The organism is Gluconacetobacter liquefaciens (assembly GCF_003350405.1).
In the GTDB taxonomy this organism is placed as follows: domain Bacteria; phylum Pseudomonadota; class Alphaproteobacteria; order Acetobacterales; family Acetobacteraceae; genus Gluconacetobacter; species Gluconacetobacter liquefaciens.
Window position 1 is genome coordinate 187991 of sequence record NZ_QQAW01000005.1, and the last position, 23525, is coordinate 211515.

The 23525-nt window shown below is 64.5% G+C and carries 18 protein-coding genes; 12 read left to right on the forward strand and 6 right to left on the reverse strand.

The features are described 5' to 3' along the window. The first annotated feature begins 337 nt into the window (after positions 1 to 337). The 7 genes from C7453_RS10680 to C7453_RS10710 all read left to right on the forward strand — a co-directional run bounded on the left by C7453_RS10680 (position 338) and on the right by C7453_RS10710 (position 9991). Positions 338 to 1576 carry an acyl-CoA dehydrogenase family protein gene (locus C7453_RS10680; protein ID WP_114727526.1) on the forward strand — a complete coding sequence of 413 codons (1239 nt, stop codon included), beginning with the start codon at positions 338 to 340 and terminating at the stop codon, positions 1574 to 1576. Continuing rightward, positions 1573 to 3012, forward strand: a complete 1440-nt coding sequence (locus tag C7453_RS10685; protein WP_114727527.1) for an LLM class flavin-dependent oxidoreductase — start codon at positions 1573 to 1575, stop codon at positions 3010 to 3012. Before C7453_RS10680 ends, C7453_RS10685 begins: the two co-directional genes overlap by 4 nt. A 1-nt stretch (position 3013) precedes the next feature. Next, complete coding sequence (gene ssuD / locus C7453_RS10690; protein WP_114727528.1) at positions 3014 to 4189, forward strand: FMNH2-dependent alkanesulfonate monooxygenase; 1176 nt, start codon at positions 3014 to 3016, stop codon at positions 4187 to 4189. 25 nt (positions 4190 to 4214) lie between these two features. Further along, entirely contained in the window at positions 4215 to 4748 is a 534-nt protein-coding gene (locus tag C7453_RS10695; protein ID WP_114727529.1) for a flavin reductase, read from the forward strand. A 169-nt stretch (positions 4749 to 4917) separates the two neighbouring features. Further along, positions 4918 to 7179 carry a TonB-dependent receptor family protein gene (locus C7453_RS10700; protein ID WP_245948974.1) on the forward strand — a complete coding sequence of 754 codons (2262 nt, stop codon included), beginning with the start codon at positions 4918 to 4920 and terminating at the stop codon, positions 7177 to 7179. A gap of 11 nt (positions 7180 to 7190) precedes the next feature. Next, positions 7191 to 8561 (forward strand): LLM class flavin-dependent oxidoreductase, encoded by a 1371-nt coding sequence (locus C7453_RS10705; RefSeq protein WP_174787996.1) that lies wholly within the window; start codon positions 7191 to 7193, stop codon positions 8559 to 8561. Next, complete coding sequence (locus C7453_RS10710) at positions 8558 to 9991, forward strand: FAD/NAD(P)-binding protein (RefSeq protein ID WP_114727530.1); 1434 nt, start codon at positions 8558 to 8560, stop codon at positions 9989 to 9991. The genes C7453_RS10705 and C7453_RS10710 overlap by 4 nt, the downstream gene beginning before the upstream one ends. Positions 9992 to 10034: 43 nt before the next feature. Here C7453_RS10710 and C7453_RS10715 read toward each other — a convergent pair whose 3' ends face one another. The 4 genes from C7453_RS10715 to C7453_RS10730 form a co-directional block, all read right to left on the reverse strand. Continuing rightward, on the reverse strand, positions 10035 to 11219 hold the full coding sequence (locus tag C7453_RS10715; protein ID WP_114727531.1) for a PepSY-associated TM helix domain-containing protein: 1185 nt from the start codon (positions 11217 to 11219) through the stop codon (positions 10035 to 10037). 55 nt (positions 11220 to 11274) lie between these two features. Next, positions 11275 to 13722 carry a TonB-dependent siderophore receptor gene (locus tag C7453_RS10720; RefSeq protein WP_114727532.1) on the reverse strand — a complete coding sequence of 816 codons (2448 nt, stop codon included), beginning with the start codon at positions 13720 to 13722 and terminating at the stop codon, positions 11275 to 11277. Positions 13723 to 13969: 247 nt separating this feature from the next. After that, positions 13970 to 14977 (reverse strand): FecR family protein, encoded by a 1008-nt coding sequence (locus tag C7453_RS10725; protein ID WP_170143196.1) that lies wholly within the window; start codon positions 14975 to 14977, stop codon positions 13970 to 13972. 109 nt (positions 14978 to 15086) lie between these two features. Further along, entirely contained in the window at positions 15087 to 15635 is a 549-nt protein-coding gene (locus C7453_RS10730; protein ID WP_245948992.1) for a sigma-70 family RNA polymerase sigma factor, read from the reverse strand. 377 nt (positions 15636 to 16012) lie between these two features. On the opposite strand from C7453_RS10730, the gene C7453_RS10735 reads away from it, so the two are divergent. From C7453_RS10735 to C7453_RS10750, 4 genes are all read left to right on the forward strand, one after another. Then, positions 16013 to 16237 (forward strand): hypothetical protein, encoded by a 225-nt coding sequence (locus C7453_RS10735; protein WP_114727535.1) that lies wholly within the window; start codon positions 16013 to 16015, stop codon positions 16235 to 16237. A gap of 381 nt (positions 16238 to 16618) precedes the next feature. Next, complete coding sequence (locus C7453_RS10740; protein WP_114727649.1) at positions 16619 to 17338, forward strand: response regulator; 720 nt, start codon at positions 16619 to 16621, stop codon at positions 17336 to 17338. Further along, on the forward strand, positions 17335 to 18777 hold the full coding sequence (locus tag C7453_RS10745) for a sensor histidine kinase (RefSeq protein ID WP_114727536.1): 1443 nt from the start codon (positions 17335 to 17337) through the stop codon (positions 18775 to 18777). Before C7453_RS10740 ends, C7453_RS10745 begins: the two co-directional genes overlap by 4 nt. A 92-nt stretch (positions 18778 to 18869) precedes the next feature. Beyond that, entirely contained in the window at positions 18870 to 19619 is a 750-nt protein-coding gene (locus tag C7453_RS10750) for a DUF3313 family protein (RefSeq protein WP_245948975.1), read from the forward strand. 84 nt (positions 19620 to 19703) lie between these two features. On the opposite strand, the gene C7453_RS10755 is transcribed toward C7453_RS10750, so the two are convergent. Then, positions 19704 to 21800 (reverse strand): AsmA family protein, encoded by a 2097-nt coding sequence (locus tag C7453_RS10755; RefSeq protein WP_114727537.1) that lies wholly within the window; start codon positions 21798 to 21800, stop codon positions 19704 to 19706. Positions 21801 to 22027: 227 nt separating this feature from the next. Between C7453_RS10755 and C7453_RS10760 the strand changes: the two genes are divergently transcribed. Next, complete coding sequence (locus C7453_RS10760; RefSeq protein WP_114727651.1) at positions 22028 to 22597, forward strand: NADPH-dependent FMN reductase; 570 nt, start codon at positions 22028 to 22030, stop codon at positions 22595 to 22597. 50 nt (positions 22598 to 22647) lie between these two features. On the opposite strand, the gene C7453_RS10765 is transcribed toward C7453_RS10760, so the two are convergent. Next, positions 22648 to 23520 (reverse strand): aromatic ring-hydroxylating oxygenase subunit alpha, encoded by an 873-nt coding sequence (locus tag C7453_RS10765; protein WP_114727538.1) that lies wholly within the window; start codon positions 23518 to 23520, stop codon positions 22648 to 22650. Positions 23521 to 23525: the final 5 nt, after the last annotated feature.

Below are 23525 nucleotides of genomic sequence, written 5' to 3' on the forward strand. Positions count from 1 at the left end.
GTGTTATTTTTCAATCTCAAGGCAAAATATATCATTCGGCGTTGTGTAATGTTCGGGTGCGCTCCTCCATGGGCTGGGAGTGGCATCCGACGATGAGGACATGTGTGGTGCCGCCGTGTATGCGTCAATCGCATGCAGCGTGATGTCGGGGCTGAGTAGAAAAGTGGGCTTGTAATTTTTATTATGTAATTCAATAAGATGACAAAAATTCCACGACTGAATTTTGGAGAATTGGTGATATCCTTATTGACTCAATGCGAATCGTTTATAATTCTCCAGAACACGTAAATTAATTACGTTAATTTTTGTTGTTTATGGCGGAAGGCCTCGGAAGACGATGGACGCATTGACACAGAATGCGCCGGCCTCAGCCCCTCTGACGGAGGGAGGTCTGCGAGGGGTGTTCGAGCGGATTGCCGAGGGTGCGGTGGCGCGCGAGCAGGGGCGGAACCTGCCCTATGAGGCGGTATCGTGGTTGCGTGAGGCGGGGTTCGGGAGGTTGCGCGTGCCGCGCGAGGCTGGGGGCGCGGGCGTGGGGCTGGTGGAGACGTTCCGCCTGCTGACCGAACTGGCTGCCGCGGATTCCAACCTGCCGCAGATCGTGCGTGCGCATTTTGCCTTCATCGAAGGACGGCGGCGGGACGCCGACCCGGCGCGATCCGCTGCCTGGTATGCCCGCATCGTGGATGGCGCGCTGTTTGGCGCGGCGATGGCCGAACTGACCGACAGCACCGGTACCAGCACCACGCTGACGCGGCAGGGCGATGGCTGGCGGCTGGACGGGACCAAATATTATTCGACCGGCACGCTCTATGCCGACTGGATCATCGTTGTGGCCGACGAGAACGGCGAGCGTGTGCATCTGGCGGTGCCTGCGACCGCGCCCGGCGTGACCCGGCAGGACGATTGGGACGGGTTCGGCCAACGGCTGACCGGAAGCGGGACGACGCGCTTCGACGGCGTGGCGATTGCGGAAGATCAGATCCTGGCGCGTTCGTCCTTCGACCATGTGCCGAGCAGCAGCTTCCTGACCGCCTATTATCAGTTGTTCCATCTGGCGGCGCTGGCGGGGATCACCCGTGCGGCCCTGCGTGACGCGGTGGCGTTCGTGCGGCCGCGCACCCGGACCTTCGGCGTGCCGGGCAAAGTCAGCCAGCGCCATGATCCGCTGGTGCAGCAGGTCGTAGGACGGCTGTCGGCGCTGGCTTATTCGACGTCCGCGCTTGTCGAGGATGTGGCGCGGGCGCTGGAGCGTGCATCCGAGGTTTGGGATTCGGGTGTGCTGGAACACCCGCTTTATGACGAGGCCGAGCGCATTGCCTTCCAGGCCCAGCAGATTGTGCTGGAGCAGGCGCTGGAGGCGACGACGCGGCTGTTCGAGGTCGGCGGGGCTTCGGCCACGTCGTCTTCGCTGGGGCTGGACCGACACTGGCGTAATGCGCGTGTGCTGGCCTCGCACAATCCGGCGGTGCAGCGCGCGCGGGCGCTGGGCGACCAGGAACTGAACGGCACGGCGCTGGATGCGATCTGGCGGCCTGCCGCCACCACCGCGCCGGGCACGGAGCAGTCGGCATGAGCACCCACGAGACCGCGCCGAGACAACTACACGTCAATCTGTTCGAGATGGCGTGCGTGGGCCACATCGTGCATGGCATGTGGCGGGCACCCGGCAATAACCGCCATCGGTTTTCCGAACTGTCCTACTGGACGGAGGTGGCGCAGCTTGCCGAGCGCGGGCTGTTCGATGCCGTATTTCTGGCCGATGTCGTGGGGACCTATGACCGGTTTGGCGATGGCACGGCGGCGGCGCTGAGGCAGGCGGTGCAGATTCCGAATCTGGACCCGCTGATGCTGGTGCCGGCGATGGCGGCAGTGACGAAACATGTTGGTTTCGGCGTGACCTTTTCGACCACCTATGAGCCGCCCTTTGCCTTCGCGCGGCGCATGGCGACGCTGGATGTGCTGACGAACGGGCGCGTGGGATGGAATGTCGTGACCTCCTACCTGCAATCCGCCGCGCGGAATTTCGGGCTGGAAGACGAGATTCCGCATGACGAGCGCTATGTGATCGCCGATGAATATATCGACGTTCTGTACAAGCTCTGGGAGGGAAGCTGGGACGACGAGGCGATTGTCGCCGATCGGGCGGCCGGCATCTTTACCGATCCGGCGCGGGTGCGGGCCATCGACCATCACGGCGCGCATTTCAAGGTTGCCGGCCCGCATCTGGTGCAGCCGACGCGGCAGCGCACACCGGTGCTCTTTCAGGCGACCGGGTCGGCTGCGGGGCTGGAATATGCTGCCCGCCATGCCGAAGTGGTGTTTATCGGCGGGCAGACGACCGAGGATGTGCGCCGCAATATCGCCGCGACCCGTCGCCGGGCACAGGCTTTCGGCCGTCGGCCCGACGATATCCGCTTTATTGTTCAGGCGGGCATCATCACCGGTTCGACCGAGCAGGCGGCGCAGGAAAAGCTGAAGGCTTACCGCGAATTTTACAGCCTTGAAGGTGCGTTGATCCATGCACAGTCGGAAGTGGATCTGCGCAGCTACGACCCGAACGATACGATCGCCAGCGTGCTGAAGCGTGAAGGTGCGCGCTTTGGCAATATGGGGCGGCGGTTCCGGCCCGAGCAGACGGTGGGCAGCGCGTTGGAGCAGATCGGCCGCTTCGACGAAGGACGCTATTTCATCGCCGGCGCGCCGGGGCGGGTGGCCGATGCGATCGAAGCCTGGCTGGATGTGGATGGCATCGACGGTATCAATCTGCGCCAGTACCATTCCTTTGATACCGCGCGGGACTTCATCGACCTGATCGTGCCGGAGTTGCAGGCGCGGGGGCGGTATCGCACCGCCTATGCGCCGGATGAAACCCTGCGCGAGCGGCTGTTCGGCGCCGGCCATGCCCGGCTGCCCGACCGGCATGCCGCCGCGCGCTATCGCGACCCGGCGGCGCTGGCCACGCCGACACCGCCGCTTTTTCCTGACCTGATCCAGAACAAGGCATCCTGACATGAGTGTCGCGATCCCCGAGAAAATCAATGTGCTGTGGTTTCTGCCGACCCATGGCGATTCCCGTTACCTGGGCACGCAGAAAGGCGGCCGGCCGGTCGACCTGCCTTATCTGCAGCAGGTGGCACGGGCGGCGGATGCGCTGGGCTATTACGGGGTACTGATCCCGACCGGGCGGAGCTGCGAGGATAGCTGGGTGGTGGCGTCGGCGCTGGCGCCGAGCACGGAGCGGCTGAAATTTCTGATCGCGGTGCGGCCGGGCCTGCAATCGCCCACGCTCTCCGCACGGATGACGGCGACGCTGGACCGGATTTCGCACGGGCGGCTGCTGATCAATATCGTGACCGGCGGCGACCCGAAGGAAAATGCCGGTGACGGGTTCTTTGCCGACCATGCCGAGCGTTATGCGATTACCGATGAATTCCTGGAGATCTATCGCGCCCTGCTGCGTGGCGAGACCGTGAACCATGAGGGGCCGCATTTCCGCATCGAGGACGGACGCTTGCTGTTCCCGACTTTTCAGGAAAATGGGCCGCCGCTCTATTTTGGCGGGTCGTCGCCGGCGGCGGTGGATGTCGCGGCCACGCATATCGATAAATATCTGACCTGGGGCGAGCCGCCGGCCCAGGTGGCGGAGAAGATCGCCACTGTGCGCCGCAAGGCCGAGGCGCAGGGGCGTGAAGTCTCGTTCGGTATCCGGCTGCATGTGATTGTGCGCGAGACCAACGAGGCGGCTTGGGCGGAGGCGGACCGGCTGATTTCGTATCTGGATGATTCGACCATTGCCGAGGCGCAGAAGGTGTTTGCGCGGATGGATTCCGTGGGGCAGGCGCGGATGAGCGCGCTGCATGGCGGACGGCGCGACAAGCTGGAAATCAGCCCCAATCTGTGGGCGGGTGTCGGGCTGGTGCGTGGCGGCGCGGGGACCGCGCTGGTGGGCGACCCGGCGACGGTGGCCGAGCGGATCGACGAATATCGCAGGTTGGGAATCGATAGTTTCATTTTCTCCGGCTATCCGCATCTGGAAGAGGCCTATCAGTTCGGTGAACTGGTGCTGCCGCTGCTGCCGACGGCGCATCCGGTGCGTGGGGCGGCCTCGATCAGCAATATGGGGCCGTTCGGCGAGACGATTGCCGGCGACCATCGGCCCGGCGATTCCGGCCATCGTGCCGCCTGATAAATGACCCGAAGGATCGGCTGACATGAATGTTTCCGTAAAAGCCCCTGTGCCCGACGTGCTTGCAGCCGAAGCCGGGCAGCGGTTTCGCGATGGCATGGCACTGCTGGCGGGTGCCGTGACCATCGTGACCACCGACGGCGAGAATGGCCGGCACGGCTTTACCGCAACCGCCGTGTGCAGTGTGTCGGATACGCCGCCGACCCTGCTGGTCTGCATCAATCGTACCACCAGCGCGCATCCGCATGTTCTCGATCATGGGGTGCTGGCGGTGAATGTGCTCGGCGGGGCGCAGCAGACGCTGTCCTCGGCTTTCGGCAGTCGGTCGAAGACGATGGATGAGCGTTTCGAGGGCGCGCGCTGGCGGCGGGGCGTGACCGGGGCGCCGCTGCTGGAAGAGGCGCTGGCGACCTTCGAATGCCGGGTCGAGCGCGTCGTGGAGGCGGGCACCCATACGGTGGTGTTCGCGCAGGTGCTGGATGTGCATCTGGCCGGGGAGCAGACGGATGGGCTGGTGTGGTTCGCGCGGCGCTACGCTGTGGTGCCGACATCCTGTTGACGGGAGGGAAGGCGCGTCTTTGGCGTGCCTATAATTCACGATAGAAATTGCAAATATAAAAAGAAACAAAGCGGAATTGTGCTTTTCGCTGCGCGGAAAATAACGACGACCAGCATTGCTGAATCGGATCGTCACCGCTTGTTTCATCAGAATCTGGAAATCGTGTGCCATGCCCCGTTCCTTTTCGCGTCGTCTTGCCCTGTCCAGGCGGGTGGGACCGTTTTCGCAATCTGCCCGGCTGCTTCTTGGCCCGTCGGCGCTGGCCCTGATGCAGGCAGGGCCGCTGGCGGCGAGTGCCTGGGCCGATGATGCGGCCGTGCGCCGGCCTGCCGAACATGTGGCCCATGCCGCACCTGCACCGAAGAAGTCCTCGGCCGTGGCGGCGCCGCGTGTGAAGGGCGAGGATATCGTGGTGGCGACCCATCGGCTGTCGCCGGCCGATCTGGCCCGGGCGCAACTGGACAGCCTGCCGGGGGCGGCGACGGTGATCGACGCCAAGCAGGTACTGCGCGGGCGTAACCTGACCAACGCCGATGCTCTGGCGTTTCAGCCCGGTGTGTTTGCGCAATCGTCTGGCGGGGGGGACGGGTTGCGGCTGTCGATCCGTGGATCGGGGATTCAGGTCGGCACCAATTATTTCCGCTCGGGCATCCTGATGATGTTCGACGGGTTGCCGGTAACGACGCCGGCCGGGACGCCCTATGAATTGTTCGAACCGCTGGGGCTGCGCTACACGGAAGTACTGCGGGGCGCGAATGCCTTCGATTATGGCGGGCTACAACTGGGCGGCGGCATCAATTACGTGACCCAGACCGGCTATGACGCCCAGACCTATCAGGCGCGCGTGGAAGCCGGCAGCTTCGGCTATACCAAGGAGCAGCTGAGTTCGGGCAAGGTGATCGGCAAGGCGGATTACTATATCAGCGTGACCAACTCCTATCGGGGTGGGTACCAGACCGAGACGCAGGCGAACAGTTTCGGCGTGAATGCCAATTTTGGCTATCGCTTCAATGACCGGGTTTCGACGCGCTTCTTCTTCCGCTATCGCCAGACGCGCAACGGGTATCCGGGATTTCTGACCCGGGACCAGATTCTGACGAACCCGAAGCAGGCGCAGTCGCCCTATCGGGCGTGGCATTCCGTGCGCATTCAGCCTGGTACGAAGTTTTACGGGAACACGACTTCGATCCGGATCGACGACCAGTCGAAGCTGGATCTGGGGTTCGATTACCAGGATGCGCCGATCGATATCCAGAACACCAGTTTCAGCCAGATCTGGGGTTACAAGACGGTTGCCGCGACGCTGAACTATACGCGCCATGACGTGTTGGCCGGGCACAAGAGCGACACGCAGTTCGGCTTCATGGATACGTCGGACCTGGAAGCCTGGCAGACCAACCGGGTGCGGGTGCAGACCGGGCATCTGGCCGGATTGCCGATGGGGCAGATCCTGCGCCATGTGACCTATGGCGGGACGGAAAACTACTTCCATCTTCGGAACAACACCGAACTGTTCCATGATTTCTGGCTGACGACGGCGGCGGCGGTGGCGTTTATCCAGAAATCGTCCGGCGTGCCGTATCCGTACACGGCGGCCGGAGCGAACTTCAAACAGTCTTCGGTCGATTTCGTGCCGCGCGGCGGGTTTCGCTATGTCATCAGCCCGCATGTGGAACTGTATGGCAATGTGAGCCGCAGCATCCAGCCGCCCAACGACTGGAACCTGAATTACGCAGGCCCCTATTTTACCGGCAATATTCCGCAATCGGGCATGAATTCGGGCGCGGGGAGACTGCGCAACCAGACGGCGACCACATATGAAATCGGCACCACCGGGCAAGCGTGGCGGAACAAGTGGAGCCTGACCTACTATTATTCCAATGTGCGGAACGAATTGCTGTCGGTGATGACACCGCAGTCGCAGGCGGTCGGGGCCTCGATCTATGGCAATGCGTCGCCGACCACGCATCAGGGTGTGGAAGCGTCTCTGGAGACCACGCTGTATGAATGGGCGGGGAACCGGTTGTCGCTACGGCAGGCCTATACCTGGCAGAACTTCCGCTTTCGCCATGATGCGGTGTTCGGCAGCAACCGGCTGCCGGGGATTCCGGAGCATTTCTATCAGGGCGAGATTCATCTGGACACCAAGGCCGGGTTTTATGCCGGTTTCAATGCCCAGGTGTCGTCGAAGGTCGGCGCCGCGTATGACGAAACCTATTTCGCGCCGTCCTATCACATCTATAATCTGAATGTCGGTTATGAATGGCCGGGCAAGCATCGGCAGGTGTTCCTGAGCGTCAACAATCTGGCCAATACGCATTATGCCGCCATCGTGGTGCCGGGTTATATCGCGGCGGGCAAGCAACTGGCGGTGATGCAGCCGGGTGATGGGCTGGGCGTGTTCGCCGGCGTGTCGCTGGGCTTCAACTGAGGGGCCGGGCGATGTCCGAGATTCGGCTGAATGCCTTTGACATGAATTGCGTGTCGCACCAGGCCAGCGGCCTGTGGCGGCATCCGCGCGACCGGTCGGGGACTTACAACACCATCCGCTACTGGACCGATCTGGCGCGGCTGCTGGAGCGTGGCCTGTTCGACGGGCTGTTCCTGGCCGATGTGCTGGGCGTGTATGACGTGTATGGCGGCAATGCGGATGCCGCCCTGCGCAATGCGTCGCAGGTGCCCGTCAACGATCCGGCGATGCTGATTTCGGCCATGGCGGCGGTGACGGAGAACCTGGGATTTGGCCTGACCTCTACGTTGTCTTTCGAGCCGCCCTATCCGTTCGCGCGGCGCATGTCGACGCTGGATCATCTGACGCAAGGGCGGATCGGCTGGAATATCGTGACCGGCTATCTGGACAGTGCGGCGCGGGGTACCGGGCAGGCGCGACAGGTGGCGCATGACACGCGCTATGACATTGCCGACGAATATCTGCATCTGGTCTATCGGCTGTGGGAAGAAAGCTGGCAGGACGATGCGGTTCTGCGCGATGCGGCGCGGGGGATCTTTACGGACCCGGCGAAGGTGCGGCGGATCGTGCATGAGGGCGAATATTTCAAGCTGGATGCGATCCATCTGTGCGAGCCTTCGGCGCAGCGGACGCCGGTTCTCTATCAGGCCGGGGCGTCTTCCCGTGGCCGGGCTTTCGCCGCGCGGCATGCGGAGTGTGTGTTCGTCGCCGGGCCTTCGGCGCCGGTGGTGGCGAACGCTGTCGCGGATCTGCGGGCGCGGGCCCGGCAGGAAGGGCGGCACGCGGGGGACCCGCTGATCTTCTCGCTGCTCACCATCATTACCGGATCGGATGACGAGGCCGCGCAGGCCAAATGGCAGGAATATCGGCGGTATGTGAGCCTGGAGGGGGCGCTGACGCTGCTGTCGGGGTGGACGGGGATTGATTTTGCGCAGTACGCGCCGGACGATCCGGTGCGGCATATCCGCAATGACGCGATCCATTCCGCTGTCGATGCGCTGACGGTAGAGGACCCTGGCCGGGTGTGGACGGTGCGGGAACTGGCGGAACATGCTGCGATCGGCGGCATGGGCACCACCATTGTCGGCGGGCCGGAGCGGGTTGCCGACCTGCTGGAGGAATGGATGGTGCGGACCGGTGTGGACGGGTTCAATCTGGCATATGCCGTGACGCCGGAAAGCTTTGCCGATGTAGTGGAGTATGTGGTGCCGGTGCTGCAACGGCGTGGCATCTACAAGCGGGATTATCGGCCCGGTACCCTGCGTGAGAAACTGTTCGGGCGTGGAGACCGGCTGGGTGTGGACCATCCGGCCAGCCGCGTGCGCCATACGGAGACGGCATGACGGATTCAGTGCCCAGGATTGCCATTATCGGCGGCGGTTTCAGCGGGGCGGCGATTGCGTGGCATCTGACGAACGGGGACGCTTCGCTACCGCCTGTAACGGTATTCGAGCCGCGTGAGGCTTTGGGGCAGGGGGTGGCGTATGGGGCGCGCGATCCGCGCCACCGCATCAATGTGCCGGCCGCGCGGATGAGCCTGACCACGGCCGTGCTGGACGATTTCGACGGCTGGTTGCGAGCGGATGGTGCGCTGGAGGCTGACCCCGACGCCGTGTTGCCCAACGGCGCGGCCTATCCCGCGCGGTCGGTGTTCGGGCGGTATGTGGCGGCGCGGCTGGCACCGCGCCTGGCCAGCGGGCAGGTGGTGCATCGGCGGGTGCGCGTGACGGAGGTGACGCCCCGGCCGGGAGGCGGGTGGTGGATCGCGACCGATGACGGCGAACGGACTGAGGCCGGGATCGTGGTGATTGCGACCTCGCACCCCGCCCCGGCACCGCCGGTGGCGCTGGCCGGGCTGGCTGGGGACGGGGGGCGGCTGGTTGTCGACCCGTGGGCTGTCGGGGCGCTGGAGGCGATCGGCACGGAGGACCGGGTGCTGATCGTGGGCACCGGGTTGAGCATGGCGGATGTGGTGGCGTCGTTGGATGCGGCCGGGCATCGGGGAGAGATCGTGGCCCTGTCGCGCCGGGGGCAGGTGTCGCAGGCGGATCTGAGCGACGTGACCGATGCTTGGGGGGATTTTTCCACCGACCCGGAGACGACCGCGCGCGGGGTGCTGGGCAGGGTGCGGCGCGCTTTGGGCGAGGACCCGGCGCGGCCGTGGCAGACGGTCTTCAATGCCGTGCGCCGGCAGGCCGGGGCGATCTGGGCGGCGTTGCCGGTGGTGGAGCGGCGGCGGCTGGTGCGGCATGCGCGCCCGTTCTGGGATACGCGGCGCTTTCGCATCGCGCCGCAGGTGGAGCAGGTGCTGCGGCGACGGATCGCGGAGGGCACGCTGCATGTGCTGGCCGCGCGGATCGATGCCGCCGCCCGTGACGGGGACGGGTTTGCCGTGACGCTGCGCCGGCGGGGTGGCGAGCAGGAGGTTGCCTCGTTCGATGCGGTGGTGACGACGACCGGGCCGGATCATGCGCGTATCCTGTCATCCCAGCCGTTTCTGGCCGGGTTGGCCCGGCGGGGGTTGCTGCGGGCCGACCCGGTGGGGCTGGGGGTGGACACCGATCGGGAGGGCCATGCGCTGTCGGCGGACGGTGTGGCCGAGGCGAGCCTGTTCGTCGCCGGGCCGCTGTCGCGCGGGACGTTCGGGGAACTGATGGGCCTGCCTGAAGTGACGGCGAATGCGGAGATGATCGCGGCGACCATCCTGCGGGCGGTGGTACCGGTGACGCCGCCGGGTGAGCGGGCGGTGGTGGGGCTGCCGTCCGGCGTGTAGGCGGTTTCGGACGCGGTGGGGAGGCGGCGCTGCCTATCCGGGCCTATCCGGTGGCGGTGGTCGTTTCGTCATCGGGTGCGCGGCCGAGGGCGCGCAGGCGTGGTTGGGCGGGAAGCCTGTGCTTTCCGACCCACAGAATGAGGCCGCTGACCAGGACCATGATGGTGCCGAGATCGAGCATGGCCCAGATGATTTTCAGGGGCATGGCGCCATAATCGCCGAAATGCAGGGGGCGGGAGATTTCGAGGGCCCGCAGATACCAGGGCATGGGCACGATCGCCGTGACCCGGCCGGTGCGTGCATCGACCAGGAGCGGGGTAAACAGGCGGGCGGTCAGGGGCGTGTTGCCTTTGGTCCATATGACATAATGATAGGGCGTGCCCATGCGCGAGCCGGGGAAGATCGCGCTGATGACCCGGCGATCCGGCAGAGCGGCCTGTGCGGCGCGGAAGGCGGCGTCGAGTGACGTGCGGTCGGCGGCGGCTATGGGTGGGCGGCCCCGCCAGGTGCGCAACATGGCCTGTACGTCCGATGCCTGCCAGACGGCGAACAGGGGCGTGGAAAGCTCGTTCAGCGTGCCTGTCAGCCCGACCACGCCCATCCATGCCGCGAGCACGATGCCGAGCAGGTTGTGCAAGTCCAGCCATGCCATGCGGGTGCCGCGATCGCGCCGCAGGGTGCCGAAGGGCAGGCGCTTCATGAACGGTCGGTACAGAACGATGCCGGACAGGATGGCGGCCGCGAGGAAGAGGGACATGAGACCCATGAACAGGTTGCCGGGCAAGCCTGTGAACAGGTCCGTATGCACATGCAGCATGAGGGGCAGAAAGCCGCTCCGCGCGCCGCTGAAGGCGGTGCTGTCGCGGAGAAGCATGCCGGTATGGGCATCGAATTTCAGGAAATGGGCGATGCGCGGGTCCTGGTTGTATGCGGGCCATGACGGCGCCATGCCGATCACGATCCGGGGGGCGTCGTCATCGACGAAGGCCGAGACGACGACCTGGTCCGGATTGTGCCGGCGTGCCGAATCCAGCACCGTTTCGACGGGCTGCGTGGGTGTGCCTGGCGCCACCTGCGCGTAGGGCTGCGACGTATCCAGCCAGTCGCTGATTTCCTCGCGGAAGATCAGCGGCAGGCCGGTGACGCAGATGAGCAGCAGGAACAGCGTGCTGACGAGGCTGGTCCATTTGTGAACGAGAAACCAGCAGCGCAACGTGTGGGCCTTCATCGTTCTGTCCCGTGGTCTGTTCCGGTGTCGGGCTGTCATGGGATGGCGTGTGTTTTCACCACCGGTATTTCAGTCCGCCGATGATCTGGCGGCCGGCGGCCCAGGTGCAGAAGGATGTGGAACTGCACGACGAAATATAGTGATTGTCGGCCAGGTTGGTCATGTTGAAGGACAGGGTGGTGCCCCTGAGCGTCGGGACGGCGTTGCCGAGTTCGTAGCGCACGGCGAGGTCGGCGACGACGGCTGACGGCACCTTGAGCGTGTTGTCGACGCTGCCGTAGGAACTGCCGACATAGCGGGCGCCACCGCTGAGTTGCAGGCCGGTGAAGGCCCCCCGGTCGACCGTATAGTCCAGCCATAGGGATGCGGCGTTGCGTGGGATGCCGACCGGGGATTTGTCGTGCGCGGTGTTGCTTCGGGTATTCAGAAGATCGGTGTATGTATAGGAGCCGATCAGTTGCAGGTTTTTCGTCAGGTCGGCATGGGCCTCGACCTCGAAGCCCTGCGAGCGGATCTGGCCTGTCAGGATGCTGAAGCCGGCATGGAGCGGATCGGTGGTGGCGACGTTGTTCTGCATCAGGTGAAAGGCCGAGGCCGTGACGAACGCATTCATGCCCCGTGGCTGGAACTTGATGCCGGCCTCGTACTGTTCACCCGTCGTCGGTTTGAAGACGTTGCCGCCATAGTCGGAACCCGTCTGCGGCTGGAAGGATGTCGCGTAGCTGAAATAGGGGGCCAGGCCGTTGTCGAACTGGTACACGCCGCCGGCGCGCCAGGTGAAGGCGCGGGTGAACTGGTCGTAGGTCGTCTTGCCGGTCTTGAAGGAGCGGAAATCGAGGCCGGCCCAGTCTTCGCGCAGACCGAGAAGGAAGGACCAGTGCCTTATGTCGATCTGGTCCTGGGCGTAGAGGCCGGCCTGCTGGAGGGAAAAGGCGCCCGATGTTGCCAGCATCGTCCCCAGCGCCGGCGAGGGAATCGATAATCCATAGACGGGATGAAGGATGTTCAGGGCCGGGGCGGACGATCCGGCATAGAAATCGTGATCGTAGGCCATGTTCTGGTAATCGACGCCGACCAGGATGTGCTGGGAAACCGGGCCCGTGCGGAACCTGGCGGAAAACTGGTTGTCCAGCGTGTGGGCGTTGACCGTGCCTTGGTTGAGATAGGGGATGCGGGCCAGGCTGGTCTGGTCGGCGGTGGCGTAGCCGTTGGTCTGCAGATACGCGATCTTGGCCGAATTATGCAGGAAGCGGTAACTCTGCCGGAACGAGAAGATATGGCTGAAGCGATGTTCGAAGATATAGCCGATCGATTCCTGCATCTTGTGAAGGCTGTCGAAGGACGGGTCGCTGGCGTCGAGCCGTCGTGGGATCGAAACCTTGCCGGGCAGGACGGTGCCGACCGCGGGGACCGAGTTGTAGCTGCCGGCATCCGGGTCGGCCTGATACTGGGCATAGACCGTCAGGCTGGTATCGGCCGTGGGACGCCAGGTGAGGCTGGGGGCGACGGCGAAACGTTCGTTGTGGATGTGGTCGATCGCGGTGCCGGTCCGAAAGGCGTCGAACGTCAGCCGATAGAGCCATTTCTGTTGCCGGTCGATGGCGCCGGCGAAATCCATGAAGCCCTGGACGCGGCCGTAATTGCCGGTTTCGACCCCGATTTCGTGCAATCGGGTGGCCGTCGGCATCTTGCTGACCAGGTTGATCGTGCCGCCGGGTGAGCCCTGGCCGTACAGGACCGAGGACGGGCCGTGCAGAAATTCGACCCGTTCGAGCAGGTAGGGATCGTAGGTCGTGACATTGTAGCCGAAGCCGCCCAGCGGGCCGGGGGTGTGCAGGCCGTTCCAGAATTCGTCGACGAGGAAGCCCCGCGCATAGAGATACTGGAGGGCGTTGTTGTTGGTGCCCCGGACTTCGGAATTGACGCCGGCCGTGTAGCGCAGGGCTTCGGCGACGCTCTGGACGTTCTGCAACCGCATCTGGTCGTTCGTGACCGAGGAGATGAATTGCGGGACCTTGATGAGCGGTGTGTCGGTCTTGGTGCCCGATATGCCGTCATGCGCCACCATGCCGGTAACGGGCCGGCCGAGTATCGCCGTGGTTGCGTCCTGGCGTTCGGGCGCCGCACCCTGGACCCGTACCGGGCCGAGGGTGATGGTGTCGGTGGCCTTGCCGACGATGAAATAGCCCGGGCGGCTCTGCCGTGCCGCCAGCCCGTGGCCGGCGAGGATCTGCCCCAGTGCCGAGGGAATGGAATACACTCCGTGCAGGCCGGGCGACGTCATGCCCTGTACCGCGTCGGCGTCGTATTGGAGTTTGGTGCCGGTGCTGGTTGCGAACTGTCGCAGGACACCGGCGAGCGGGCCTGCCGCGATGTCGAGCCTGACAAGCGGGGCCTGTGCGGCCGGCGTATCGGCGCATGCCGGACCGGCGATACCGGCGAGGACGCCGCATGTCACGACCACGGCCGCGCCGAAGCGGGCTGTGGAGCCAGAGATACCCATCCGTGAATCCTTCCCGGGCGTGCAGGCCCGGAATCGTCGTTAAGAAAAATTCGCAATTGCAACTGCTAGACGGGATCGGAAGGGCGAGAGTTAACAGGGGACGGCGATTTTTTTTGTCGTGCGCCGCATGCAGGCTTGGTGCCCGTGACGAGCGGCGAGGATGCGGAGGTAGCGAGGCATGGCGTGGGGATCGCCGGCCGCCAGCCGTGGCGCCTGTGCGGGACTGGCGCTATGGGCCATCAGGCCATCAGGGCGTGCGCGGCGTGTCTCGGAAGGACATGACGAGCAGATGGCCGCCAAATTCGCTGACCGATGCGCCGTGTGCCTCGCCCAGCATCCGCAGGGCATCGGCCGGGTGTCGCAGGTCGTAGACGCCGCCGACGCGCTGCATGGCGGGAAGGGGGCCGTGTACCACCACATATCCGGGATAATAGCGGCGGAACGTCGCGATCAGATCGGCCAGGGACGTGCTGTCGACGGACAGCAATCCGGAATGCCACGACCCGATGGTCGCGGGATCGACGTGCTGCCGGCCGATATGCGCCGAGCCTTCCGTCAGTTCGATCTGCTCGCCGGTGGCAAGACGTGTTTCTTCCGGCAGGCCCGCAGTGGGCGCCATGACGCCGACCATGCCTTCGCGAACCGCGACGCGGCGGCGGGGGCCGTTTCTTTCCACCTCGAAGATGGTGCCGATATCGCGGGTGGTCATGGAACCGGCGCGGACCAGGAAGGGGCGGCGGTCGTCGTGCCTGACCGTAAAAAGGGCCTCGCCCCGGATCAGCGTGACCTGGCGCCGGTCTGCCGCCATGCGGATGGAAATCGCGGTTTCCGCACTCAGCAGGATCTCGGACCCGTCCGCCAGCGTGAGCTGGCGGCTGCCCGCGACGCCGGTCGTGTAGTCGGCCCTGAACCGGTCATAGAGCGTGGGGCCCAGGGAGACGGCCATGACCAGTGTCGCCGCGATCGCCGTGGCGGCGGCGAGAGGCCGGCGGAAAGGCGGTCGGCGCGCGGAAATGGCCGGGATGGCGCGCGGGCGCGGAACTGAGTGGCGAGGGGCGGCGCCTTCCGCCCTGACGGCGGCACCTGCGAGCCGTCTGATACGCTCGGCCTTGCGCCAGGCCTGTCCGTTTTCCGGGCTGGCATCCTGCCATGCCTGGCAGGCAGCCCGTAGGGCCGGGTCGTCAGGCGCGTCCGTCAGGCGGATCTGCCAGGAAATGGCCTCATCCGTCGGGTCCGGTCCGGGATGCGTTGTCATCACGCTCGTTCGTATTCGCGTCGGGCCGGAAAAGGAAGGGGGCCGGAGCGGCCGTGCCGGTGGAGGCGGGCAGCCGTGGGCAGGGATGATGGCGGCATCGGAGCGATCGTCACGCCTCCGCGTCGAATGCGTCATTCAGGCGCCGGGCCGCCGTGCGGATCATGATGCTGACCCTGGGGCAGGATATGCCCAGTATTTCGGCGACCTCGCGCTGGGTGTGACCCTGGATCTGATGCAGTTCGAAGGCCTGACGCGTGCGGGGCGGCAGGGTTTGCAGGATGGCGATCACCTTGCGCAGTTCGTCGCGGCCCGCGACCTCCTGTTCGGGCGTGGTGACGCCGGTGAGCGTGTCGCCGGGAGGGGGTGAGGCGGCCGACTGGCCTTCGTCCTCATGACGGCTGCGGGGGGATGCGCGGCGATGTTCTTCCCGCGCGATGTCGCGCCGGGCGTCGAGGGCAAGGCGGTAGACGACGCTCCACAGATACTGGAAGGGACGGCGTACGACGGAGCCCGCGGCCTGGCCCTCTGCGGCCCGCATGCGGAAATAGGCGTCCTGGACGATGTCCTCGCCCTTCCAGCGGCAGCCGACCACGCGGGTTGCGAGCGAGAGCAGCCGGGAGCGATGCGTGAGATAGGCCTGCAGAAGCGGCTCATCCACATAGGTCAACGCTGGGCTCCTTTACCCGGAAACCTTCACGATCTCGGTTTCCCGCCATGTGCGGACCCTCTGGCCGCGCGGGTTCCGCAATGGCACGGGAAATTAGAGATTGCAAATAATTCTTAATACAGGCCCGGGCGAGGCAGGTGTGCCGTCCGTGGCCTTGAGTGGCCTCGATCCGCTGTCGTCGGTGATGTGGACCTGTGCGCAGGCCCGGGGGCCGTGAGGGAGCGACGTGCCCGTCGGGAACGGAGCGTGTTTCAGGCACGACATATTCAGGACATACGGCAGCAAAGAAGGCCGATTAGACACGGGTGGCGGGATCGTTCGGTGCAAAGCGTGGGTGCCCGGCGACCGGAACCGGAAGGAGAAAGACGATGACTGTTTATCCGTGCTGCACGACGCAAGCCGTCGCGCCGAGCGCCGACGCTGCCGCGATCAGGCCATCACGCATGAAAGCAGGGAGGATCATGACGGGAGTGATCCGATATGGCGTCGCATTCGTCTTTTCCGCCTTTCCTTGGATATTTATTGTCTTTTACATGGTGATATCCATATCTGCTTCGATTTCTTTCATGTATCTGACGCATTCGCAGAAGTGACCGACGATTTTCCTGGGAGCGTTCTTTCCGGAAACATGTGGAAATGACTGTCATCGTGACCTTCATAAAAAAGATAATATGGATTTCTTTGGTATTTTACATGACCCTGGAGAAGGTATCCGAGTCGGTCTGCCGCATGGGCTCGGCACAGGGACCGCGGTCGTGAGGAACGGGGCAATGCAGAGAGTCCACGATGCCTGGCGTGGCGGGGTGTCGGGTTCCGTGTTCATTCTGCCGATCGGGCCGCAGGTCCCGTCATGTTGATGGTGCAAACCGGGGAGAGCAGGTGGTGTGTGGGGGAAATTTCTTTTGTGTCCGGTCTGAAACAACGTTTCCTGCGCCGGACATCATCGGGGGCTTCGGTCGTGTTACGGAATGGCGATGACCACCATGCCCACGCTTCTCGTTGTCGATGATGACAGGGATATCCTCGATCTTCTGACCGGCTTTTTACAGAAGCACGGCTATCAGGTCTCGGTTGCCGAAGGCGGGCAGGACATGTTCGCGACCCTTGAGGCCGAGGCTATCGACCTTGTGATCCTCGATATCATGCTGCGCAAGGAAGACGGGTTCACCTTGTGCCAGAAGCTGCGCAGCACATCGAACATTCCTGTGATCATGCTTTCGGCGATGGCCGACCATACGGACCGCGTCGTGGGACTGGAAATCGGGGCCGACGATTATCTGACCAAGCCTTTCGACCAGCGGGAGTTGCTGGCCCGGGTCAAGGCGGTTCTGCGGCGGGTCAGGGACAAGGTGGCGGGAAATGGGGAACCGGCGCGCCCGGTCCTGTGCTTCGGGTCCTGGCGGCTGGATGTCACGCGGCGCGAGCTGCGATCGGCTGACCAGTCGCTGGTCCTGCTGTCGGGCGGCGAGTTCGAACTTCTGCTGGCCTTTGTCGAACATCCCCAGCGTGTGCTGACCCGCGACCAGTTGATGGACCTTGCGCGTGGACCGTCGCATGCGGCCTATGACCGCAGCATCGACGTTCAGGTGAGCCGGTTGCGCCACAAGCTGGAGGACGACCCCAAGAGTCCGGAGATTATCCGTACCGTTCGCAATGGCGGCTATATCTTCGCCTCGCCGGTAAGCAGGGCATGAGGCGCGTCCTGTTGCTGGAGGACACGATCGCCCGGCGACTGGTGATTGCGGTGGCGCTCGCCGCCGGTGTTACGCTGCTGCTGCTCCAGCTTTTCTTCACCTTCGGCGGAACATGGGCCAAGCCTGATATTCAGGCGACGGGGTTGGTGCAGCAGGTCGCGACCGTCATCCGTTTGGTGGATGCCGCCAGCCCGTCCGAGCGGGCGCGCATGGCGATGGCGGCCAGTACCGATACGATCCATTACGGGTGGTACGATGTGGGGAGCACCGTGTCCGGCGAACTGGAACATGGGCGGTATGTGGAGTTCCAGATTCAGCAGAGCCGTGCCTTCCTTGAGCCTTTCCTGGCCCGTAGGCCGGACAGGATCGTCGTCTTTCAGGAGGACAACCCCGTCTCGCGTGCCCCCGGGTTGCCCTATGACCGGATACGCAATCCCGATGCCTATTTCGTCGGCGTCCGCCTGTCGGACGGAAGCTGGATTCTGGGCATCGCATTGCAGAGGTTCTGGGGGTTCTATCCGTTCGAGCGTCTGCTGCTGCAGATCATGATGCTGACGCTCTGGGTGGTTGCCGTCTCAATGATCGCTTCGCGCCAGCTTTCCCGCCCGATCGAAGATCTGGCGGATTCCGTTCGGCAGCTCGGGCATCAGCCGCCGAGCGCCGCCATCGAAGAAGCCGGGCCGCGAGAGATAAGGCTGGTGGCCCGGACCATCAACGGCATGCAGGCGCAGATCCAGCGCTTCATCGCCTACCGCACGACGATGCTGGCGGCGATCTCGCATGATCTGCGCACGCCGCTGACGCGTATCCGCCTGCGTGGCGAGTATATCGACGACAGGAAGCAGCAGGCCGACCTGTTTCGCGATGTCGATGAAATGCAGGCCATGATCGACGGCGCGCTGGCGTTCTTTCGTGACGATGCGGCCGGGGAAGCCAGCACCATGTTCGATCTGCCCGGACTGCTTCAGACCATCGCTTATGACTACAATGATCAGGGACATGCGGTGGATTATCATGGACCGAACAAGGCCTGTTACGTCGGACGGCTTTATGCCCTGAAAAGGGTTTTTACGAATCTTGTTGAGAATTCGATCAAATACGGAACGCCGCCCACGATCGACCTCGAACAGCAGAAGGATGGCAGACTGATCGTTTATGTCCGCGATCGTGGCCCCGGCATTTCTCAGGAGGCGCTGCCGCGCGTGTTCGATCCGTATTTTCGCGTGGATACGTCACGCAACCGGCAGACGGGTGGCGTGGGGCTCGGGCTGACGTCGGCGCAGGCGATCGTCCGCTCGCATGGCGGCGAGATCGAGATGGAGAACCGTGAGGGTGGTGGCCTGGAAGTCCGCGTTCTGCTTCCGTCCATAAGGCAGAATGGTCGCAATGTTTCCGAGCCCACACATATGGGACACACGCGAGAAAAAACGGCTCTCTAGTCTGGCTCCATCGAAACACGACCGTATTGGAGGGCTCCGTCGCGGCTGGCAATGCCACGGCGGAGCCGTTCCTGCGGCAAGCGGAGCCATCCATGATTTCCACCTCTTCCTGCGGGGCCGGGACGCGCCGTCTCCGCCTGGTTGCAACCTCTCTGATCGCCTGCGCGGCGATCGCGACGCTTATGGGGTGTGCCGGGCAGAAACTGACCCGGACAGGCTTCATTCCGCCTGAAACCTATGCCCAGATGACCCCTACGAAAGATCACACCGACGATCTGATCTACGTTAATCCGAACATCGACGTTGTGCGGTATCATACCGTCATGATCGAACCGGTGATCTGGAAGCCGGTGGCCAAGGCGCCGAAGCTTCCCCCCAAGGCCGAAGCGCGCATGACGGCGGCCTTCCAGAAAGAGCTGGGCGAGGCTTTGGGGCATGACTTCCGGGTTCTGCCCGCCGGCGATTGCGGTGCCTGTACGGACGTGATCCGCGTTCGGGCTGCCATCACGAATATCCGGCGCAGCAAATGGTACTATAACGCGATACCGGTCGTTGCCGGGTTCGCGGCAGGAGCCGCGGGTGGCGGCATGCCGCCGATCCCGCCGCCGTTTCCAGGTGGCGCGAGCGAGGAACTTGTCGCGGCCGATGGTGTAACGGGTGAGGCGCTGGTTGCCGTTGCGACATATAATAACGGCATGCCGTGGAACCCGCTGGGACAGTGGTTGCCCTATGCCCATGCCCGGCGGGCTTTTCATCTTGCATCGTTACTGCTGGATGAGCAGTTCAAAAAAGAGAAGAAAAAGGAACTGGCGGCACAGGCCGTTGCATCGGCGGCGAACTGATACGGACGGAGCGGGTTCCCTCACGATCATGGAGACCGGGGCGGGATGCCGCCCGGTTGCCGAGCGGGGGAAGCCATCGACGGGTCATTGATGGTTGTGCTGCTGCTTTTTCTCCCATGCCGCGCGGACTTCGGCGGCGGATTTCCGTTCTTTGGCCCCGGACGTTCTGGCCCGGCCGGCCTTGGCGGCAGCCGAGGGGCGGGGGCCGGTGGTGGCGCCGGGGGCGATGCCGGCGGCGGGATGGGCGTAGGCCTGTTCCACTGCCTGTTCGCAGGCCGAGCCCTTGCCGACGCCAAACTGGATGGTGGGGATGATGGCGGCGGGGGGGAATACCGCCGCCAGCGCGCCCGTCGCGGCCAGGCGGCCGGCGATTTCCGCACCCGGCAGAATGGTCGGGCTGTGCAGCGGGCCGGTGATGTGGACCGCGCCAGGGAACGAGGCGATGGTGAAGTGGATGGCGCGGGTCGTGATGGCGTAATCCAGCGTGTTGTTGCGGAAGTTTATCGTGCCGTCGCCTGTCGTGCGGGTATCGCCGGTCTGGAGCAGGAAGGCGTTTGTGGAGAGGATGCCGTCCTTGAGCGGCATGTCTGCGATGAAGCATTGCAGCGGGGTCCGGTCGGGGAGGCCCAGTGCCGAAAGGAGGGCGTTGCCCAGTTGCAGCCCCAGCAGGTCTGGCAGGATGGCGGACAGGTGGCCGCCCTGATCGAGCACGAGCGTGATGCCGCCTGTACCGTTGGCGACCAGGTTGGCGACCGAATGGCCGGTGGAGGACAGCGTGACATGGCCGCCGATGGTGCCCTGGCCTTCGAGGGAGCCGGCGCCCTTCATCAGGCGCGTTACCGGGACGCGCGAGACATCCAGCTTGAAGCGCGTGCTGAAATCGTTGTTCGCGGCGGGGTTGAGGGTGGCGGTGGAGGCGAGGGTGCCGGTGCCGACGGCGAAGTTCAGCTTGCGGACGTCGATCGCGCCGTCCTGGACCGTGGCGTCGACGTCGATATTGTCCAGGGGGATGCGTTTGTTTTCGATATGATCGCCATGATAGGCGATGTGGGCATTGACCGCATTGAGCTTGGGCACGTTGATGCGCTGGTCGGGCAGGACGTTGGTGTCTGCCGTGTTTTCGGCTTTCGTATGGCCGGGTTCGCCGCCGACGAAGCCGGCGAGGTCGGCTAGGTCCACGAGGTGGGAGTGCAGGGCGGCGTCGACGAAGGGGACTTTCTGGTGCGGATCGACGATGATGTCGCCGCCGATATCCGAGCTGCCGAGGTGACCATCGAAACCGGTGAAGCGGATTTTTGCCGCCGTATAATCGAGTTTTCCTGCAATGGAATAACGCGGCGTCTGCGGGATGGGGATGCCGATCAGCGGATAGAGCAGCGACATGTCCGGGCCGGCGAGCTTGAGGTTGAGCTGCGCGCCGGCGAAATGGAGCGGGTCATCGACCGTGCCGCGCAGGGTGACCGATGTGGGGCCGTTGGCGATGGACAGATCGACCGGGTAGGGGTTCTGTGCATTGGCCAGCGTCAGGAGCGCGCCGCCGACGAAATGGCCGGTGATCGGCTGGGCGGCGTATCGGCCCTTGGCATCGGCGACGATGGTGCCCGGCTTGCCGTCCGCCGGAGGCGTGGTGTGGACCGCCAGACGGAAATCGCTGCGCAGTCGCGCCAGGGCGATGCGGATATCGCCGTCGGTGATGCGCAGTTCGTCGATATGGGGCAGGGAGGTGGGTGACCCGTCATCGGGGGCCGGCTTGCCGTCTGCCGTGAAGGTATAGTTGTTGCGTCCGTCCTTCAGGGCCACGATATCGCCGCGTGGGGTGTCGAGCGCGATCAGCGGGAACGTGAGGCCGTGGCCGACGAGATAGGGCCATGGCTTGATCGCGATGGTCAGGGACCTGGCGCTGGCGAACTCTTCCTTCTCTGACGTGAAGCCTTCGGGCTGCCCGATATGCGGATCGTCCAGCGTGATCGTGGTCGTCCAGCCAAGTTGGACATGCAGGTGGGCGACTGTTACCGGACGATGCAGGGCCGCAGAGGCCCTGCGGTTGATCGTGGGTACGAACCAGTCCCAGTTCCACAGCGCGATCAGCAGGATGATGGCCAGCGCGAACACGCCGGCCAGGATGGCCAGGGTCCGGCGGATCGGGGACGGGCGGGGAGGGGTACCGGGCTGTGGGGTCAAGAAGGGCTCTCCGTGCGGGCCCGCCGGGCGGGCGAGGGGCCGGAAGTGTAAAACCGGCCTTAACGCGATGATGTTCCACTCTTTACGGTTCAAGGCGGGTGAGGTTCCCCTTTATGGCCTGTGGGGACGGAAGGTGGCGGTCGTGCATTGTGATTGCATGGGCTGGTCCCGCCATGAGAGAGGATGGCAACGGGCGTGCGTGTTTCGTCCCTTGCCGGAGGTGCATGATGGCAGACCAGGTTCCGCTTCAGTTCGTGACGCTGGTGGGGAGCCTGCGCAGGGCTTCGCTCAATGCTGCCGTGGCGAAGGCCTTGCCCGCGCTGGCGCCCGAGGGGGTGAGCATCAGCGCGCTGGGCTCGGTCGGTGCGTTTCCGCTCTATGATGCCGACGTGCAGGATCAGGGGTTTCCGGCGCCCGTTCTGCTGATGGCGGAACAGATCCGCGCGGCGGATGGGGTGATCATCGTGACGCCCGAATATAATTACTCGATGCCCGGTGTGCTGAAGAATGCCATCGACTGGCTGTCACGGGTGACGCCGCAGCCGCTGGCGGGAAAGCCGGTGGCGATACAGACCGCTTCGCCGGGTGCGATCGGCGGGGCACGGGCGCAGTATCATCTGCGCCAGAGCCTGGTCTTTCTCGATGCCATGGTGCTCAACCGGCCTGAGGCGATGATAGGGCTGGCCGGACAGAAGATCGACGCGGAAGCGCAGGAACTGACCGATGGCGCGACACGCGATTTCCTGGCGCGGCAATTGGTGGCGCTGGCGGCTCTGGCACGGAAGCTGAAGGCGTAGGCGACTGGCCAAGGCGGTTGTGCCTTGGCCGGGTGTTCGGGCTGGTGGCGTCAGGCGGCAGGCAGGGCGCCAGTGGCGCCGTAGCGGACCTGTTTCTGCTTCAGCCAGCGGCGGTAGGTGACCGAGAGGGAATCCGCACGGGTCGGGATTTCGGCGCGGGCGTCCAGCGGCAGCAGGCGGGGGCGCTGGTTTTCGAGAATGATCCGGTCCTGCAGGAAGATCTTCTGCTGAAATTGGATCAGGTCGGCCTGGGTCGAGAAATCGTCGATCAGAAACATGACAGGGTGGGCGCGGCAGCGCTCGGGCTCGGTCGGCTGGACGAACAGGGCGATGACGTCGGGGCGCAGCGTGTCGTTGGGGCAGGTCTTGTACAGCAGGGTCACGAAGGGCGAGGCGACGCGGTAGATATAGCCCGTGTCCTGACCGCCCACGGCCGACAGCGCGGCCTGCGGCTGGTGGAAACGGCAGTCGGTGGCCCAGATTTCATCGACGTCGCGCCGCGATTCGGTGTGGTAGCGCAGGACTTCTGTCTGGGGTTCGGCGCCCAGGATGTTGGTGTGGACGAAGGGGAAATGTGCCATGTCGAGGAAGTTCTCGACCACGCGCAGGCCCGAGGCGTGGACGTCGATCGAGCCGCAGCAGACCAGGCGGCGGTCGGGCTCGTCGGCTTCCGGGATGGCGAGTGGGGTGGCTGGTGGGGTGCCGAGGCTGGTCCAGAGGCAGCCATAGCGCTCGGCGACCGGCAGGGGGGTGTCGTGTCCCTGGGCGCGGATGGTTATCTGGGCGTCCACGTTGCGCTGGATCGTCAGGTCGACGCCCAGCAGGCGGGTATGCGTGGGGGCTGTGCCCAGTGTTTCGAGAAAGCCGACCGCGTGCCAGGAATCCAGCACGGCGCAGTCGTTCTGGTCTGCGCGATGGGTCATGGGAT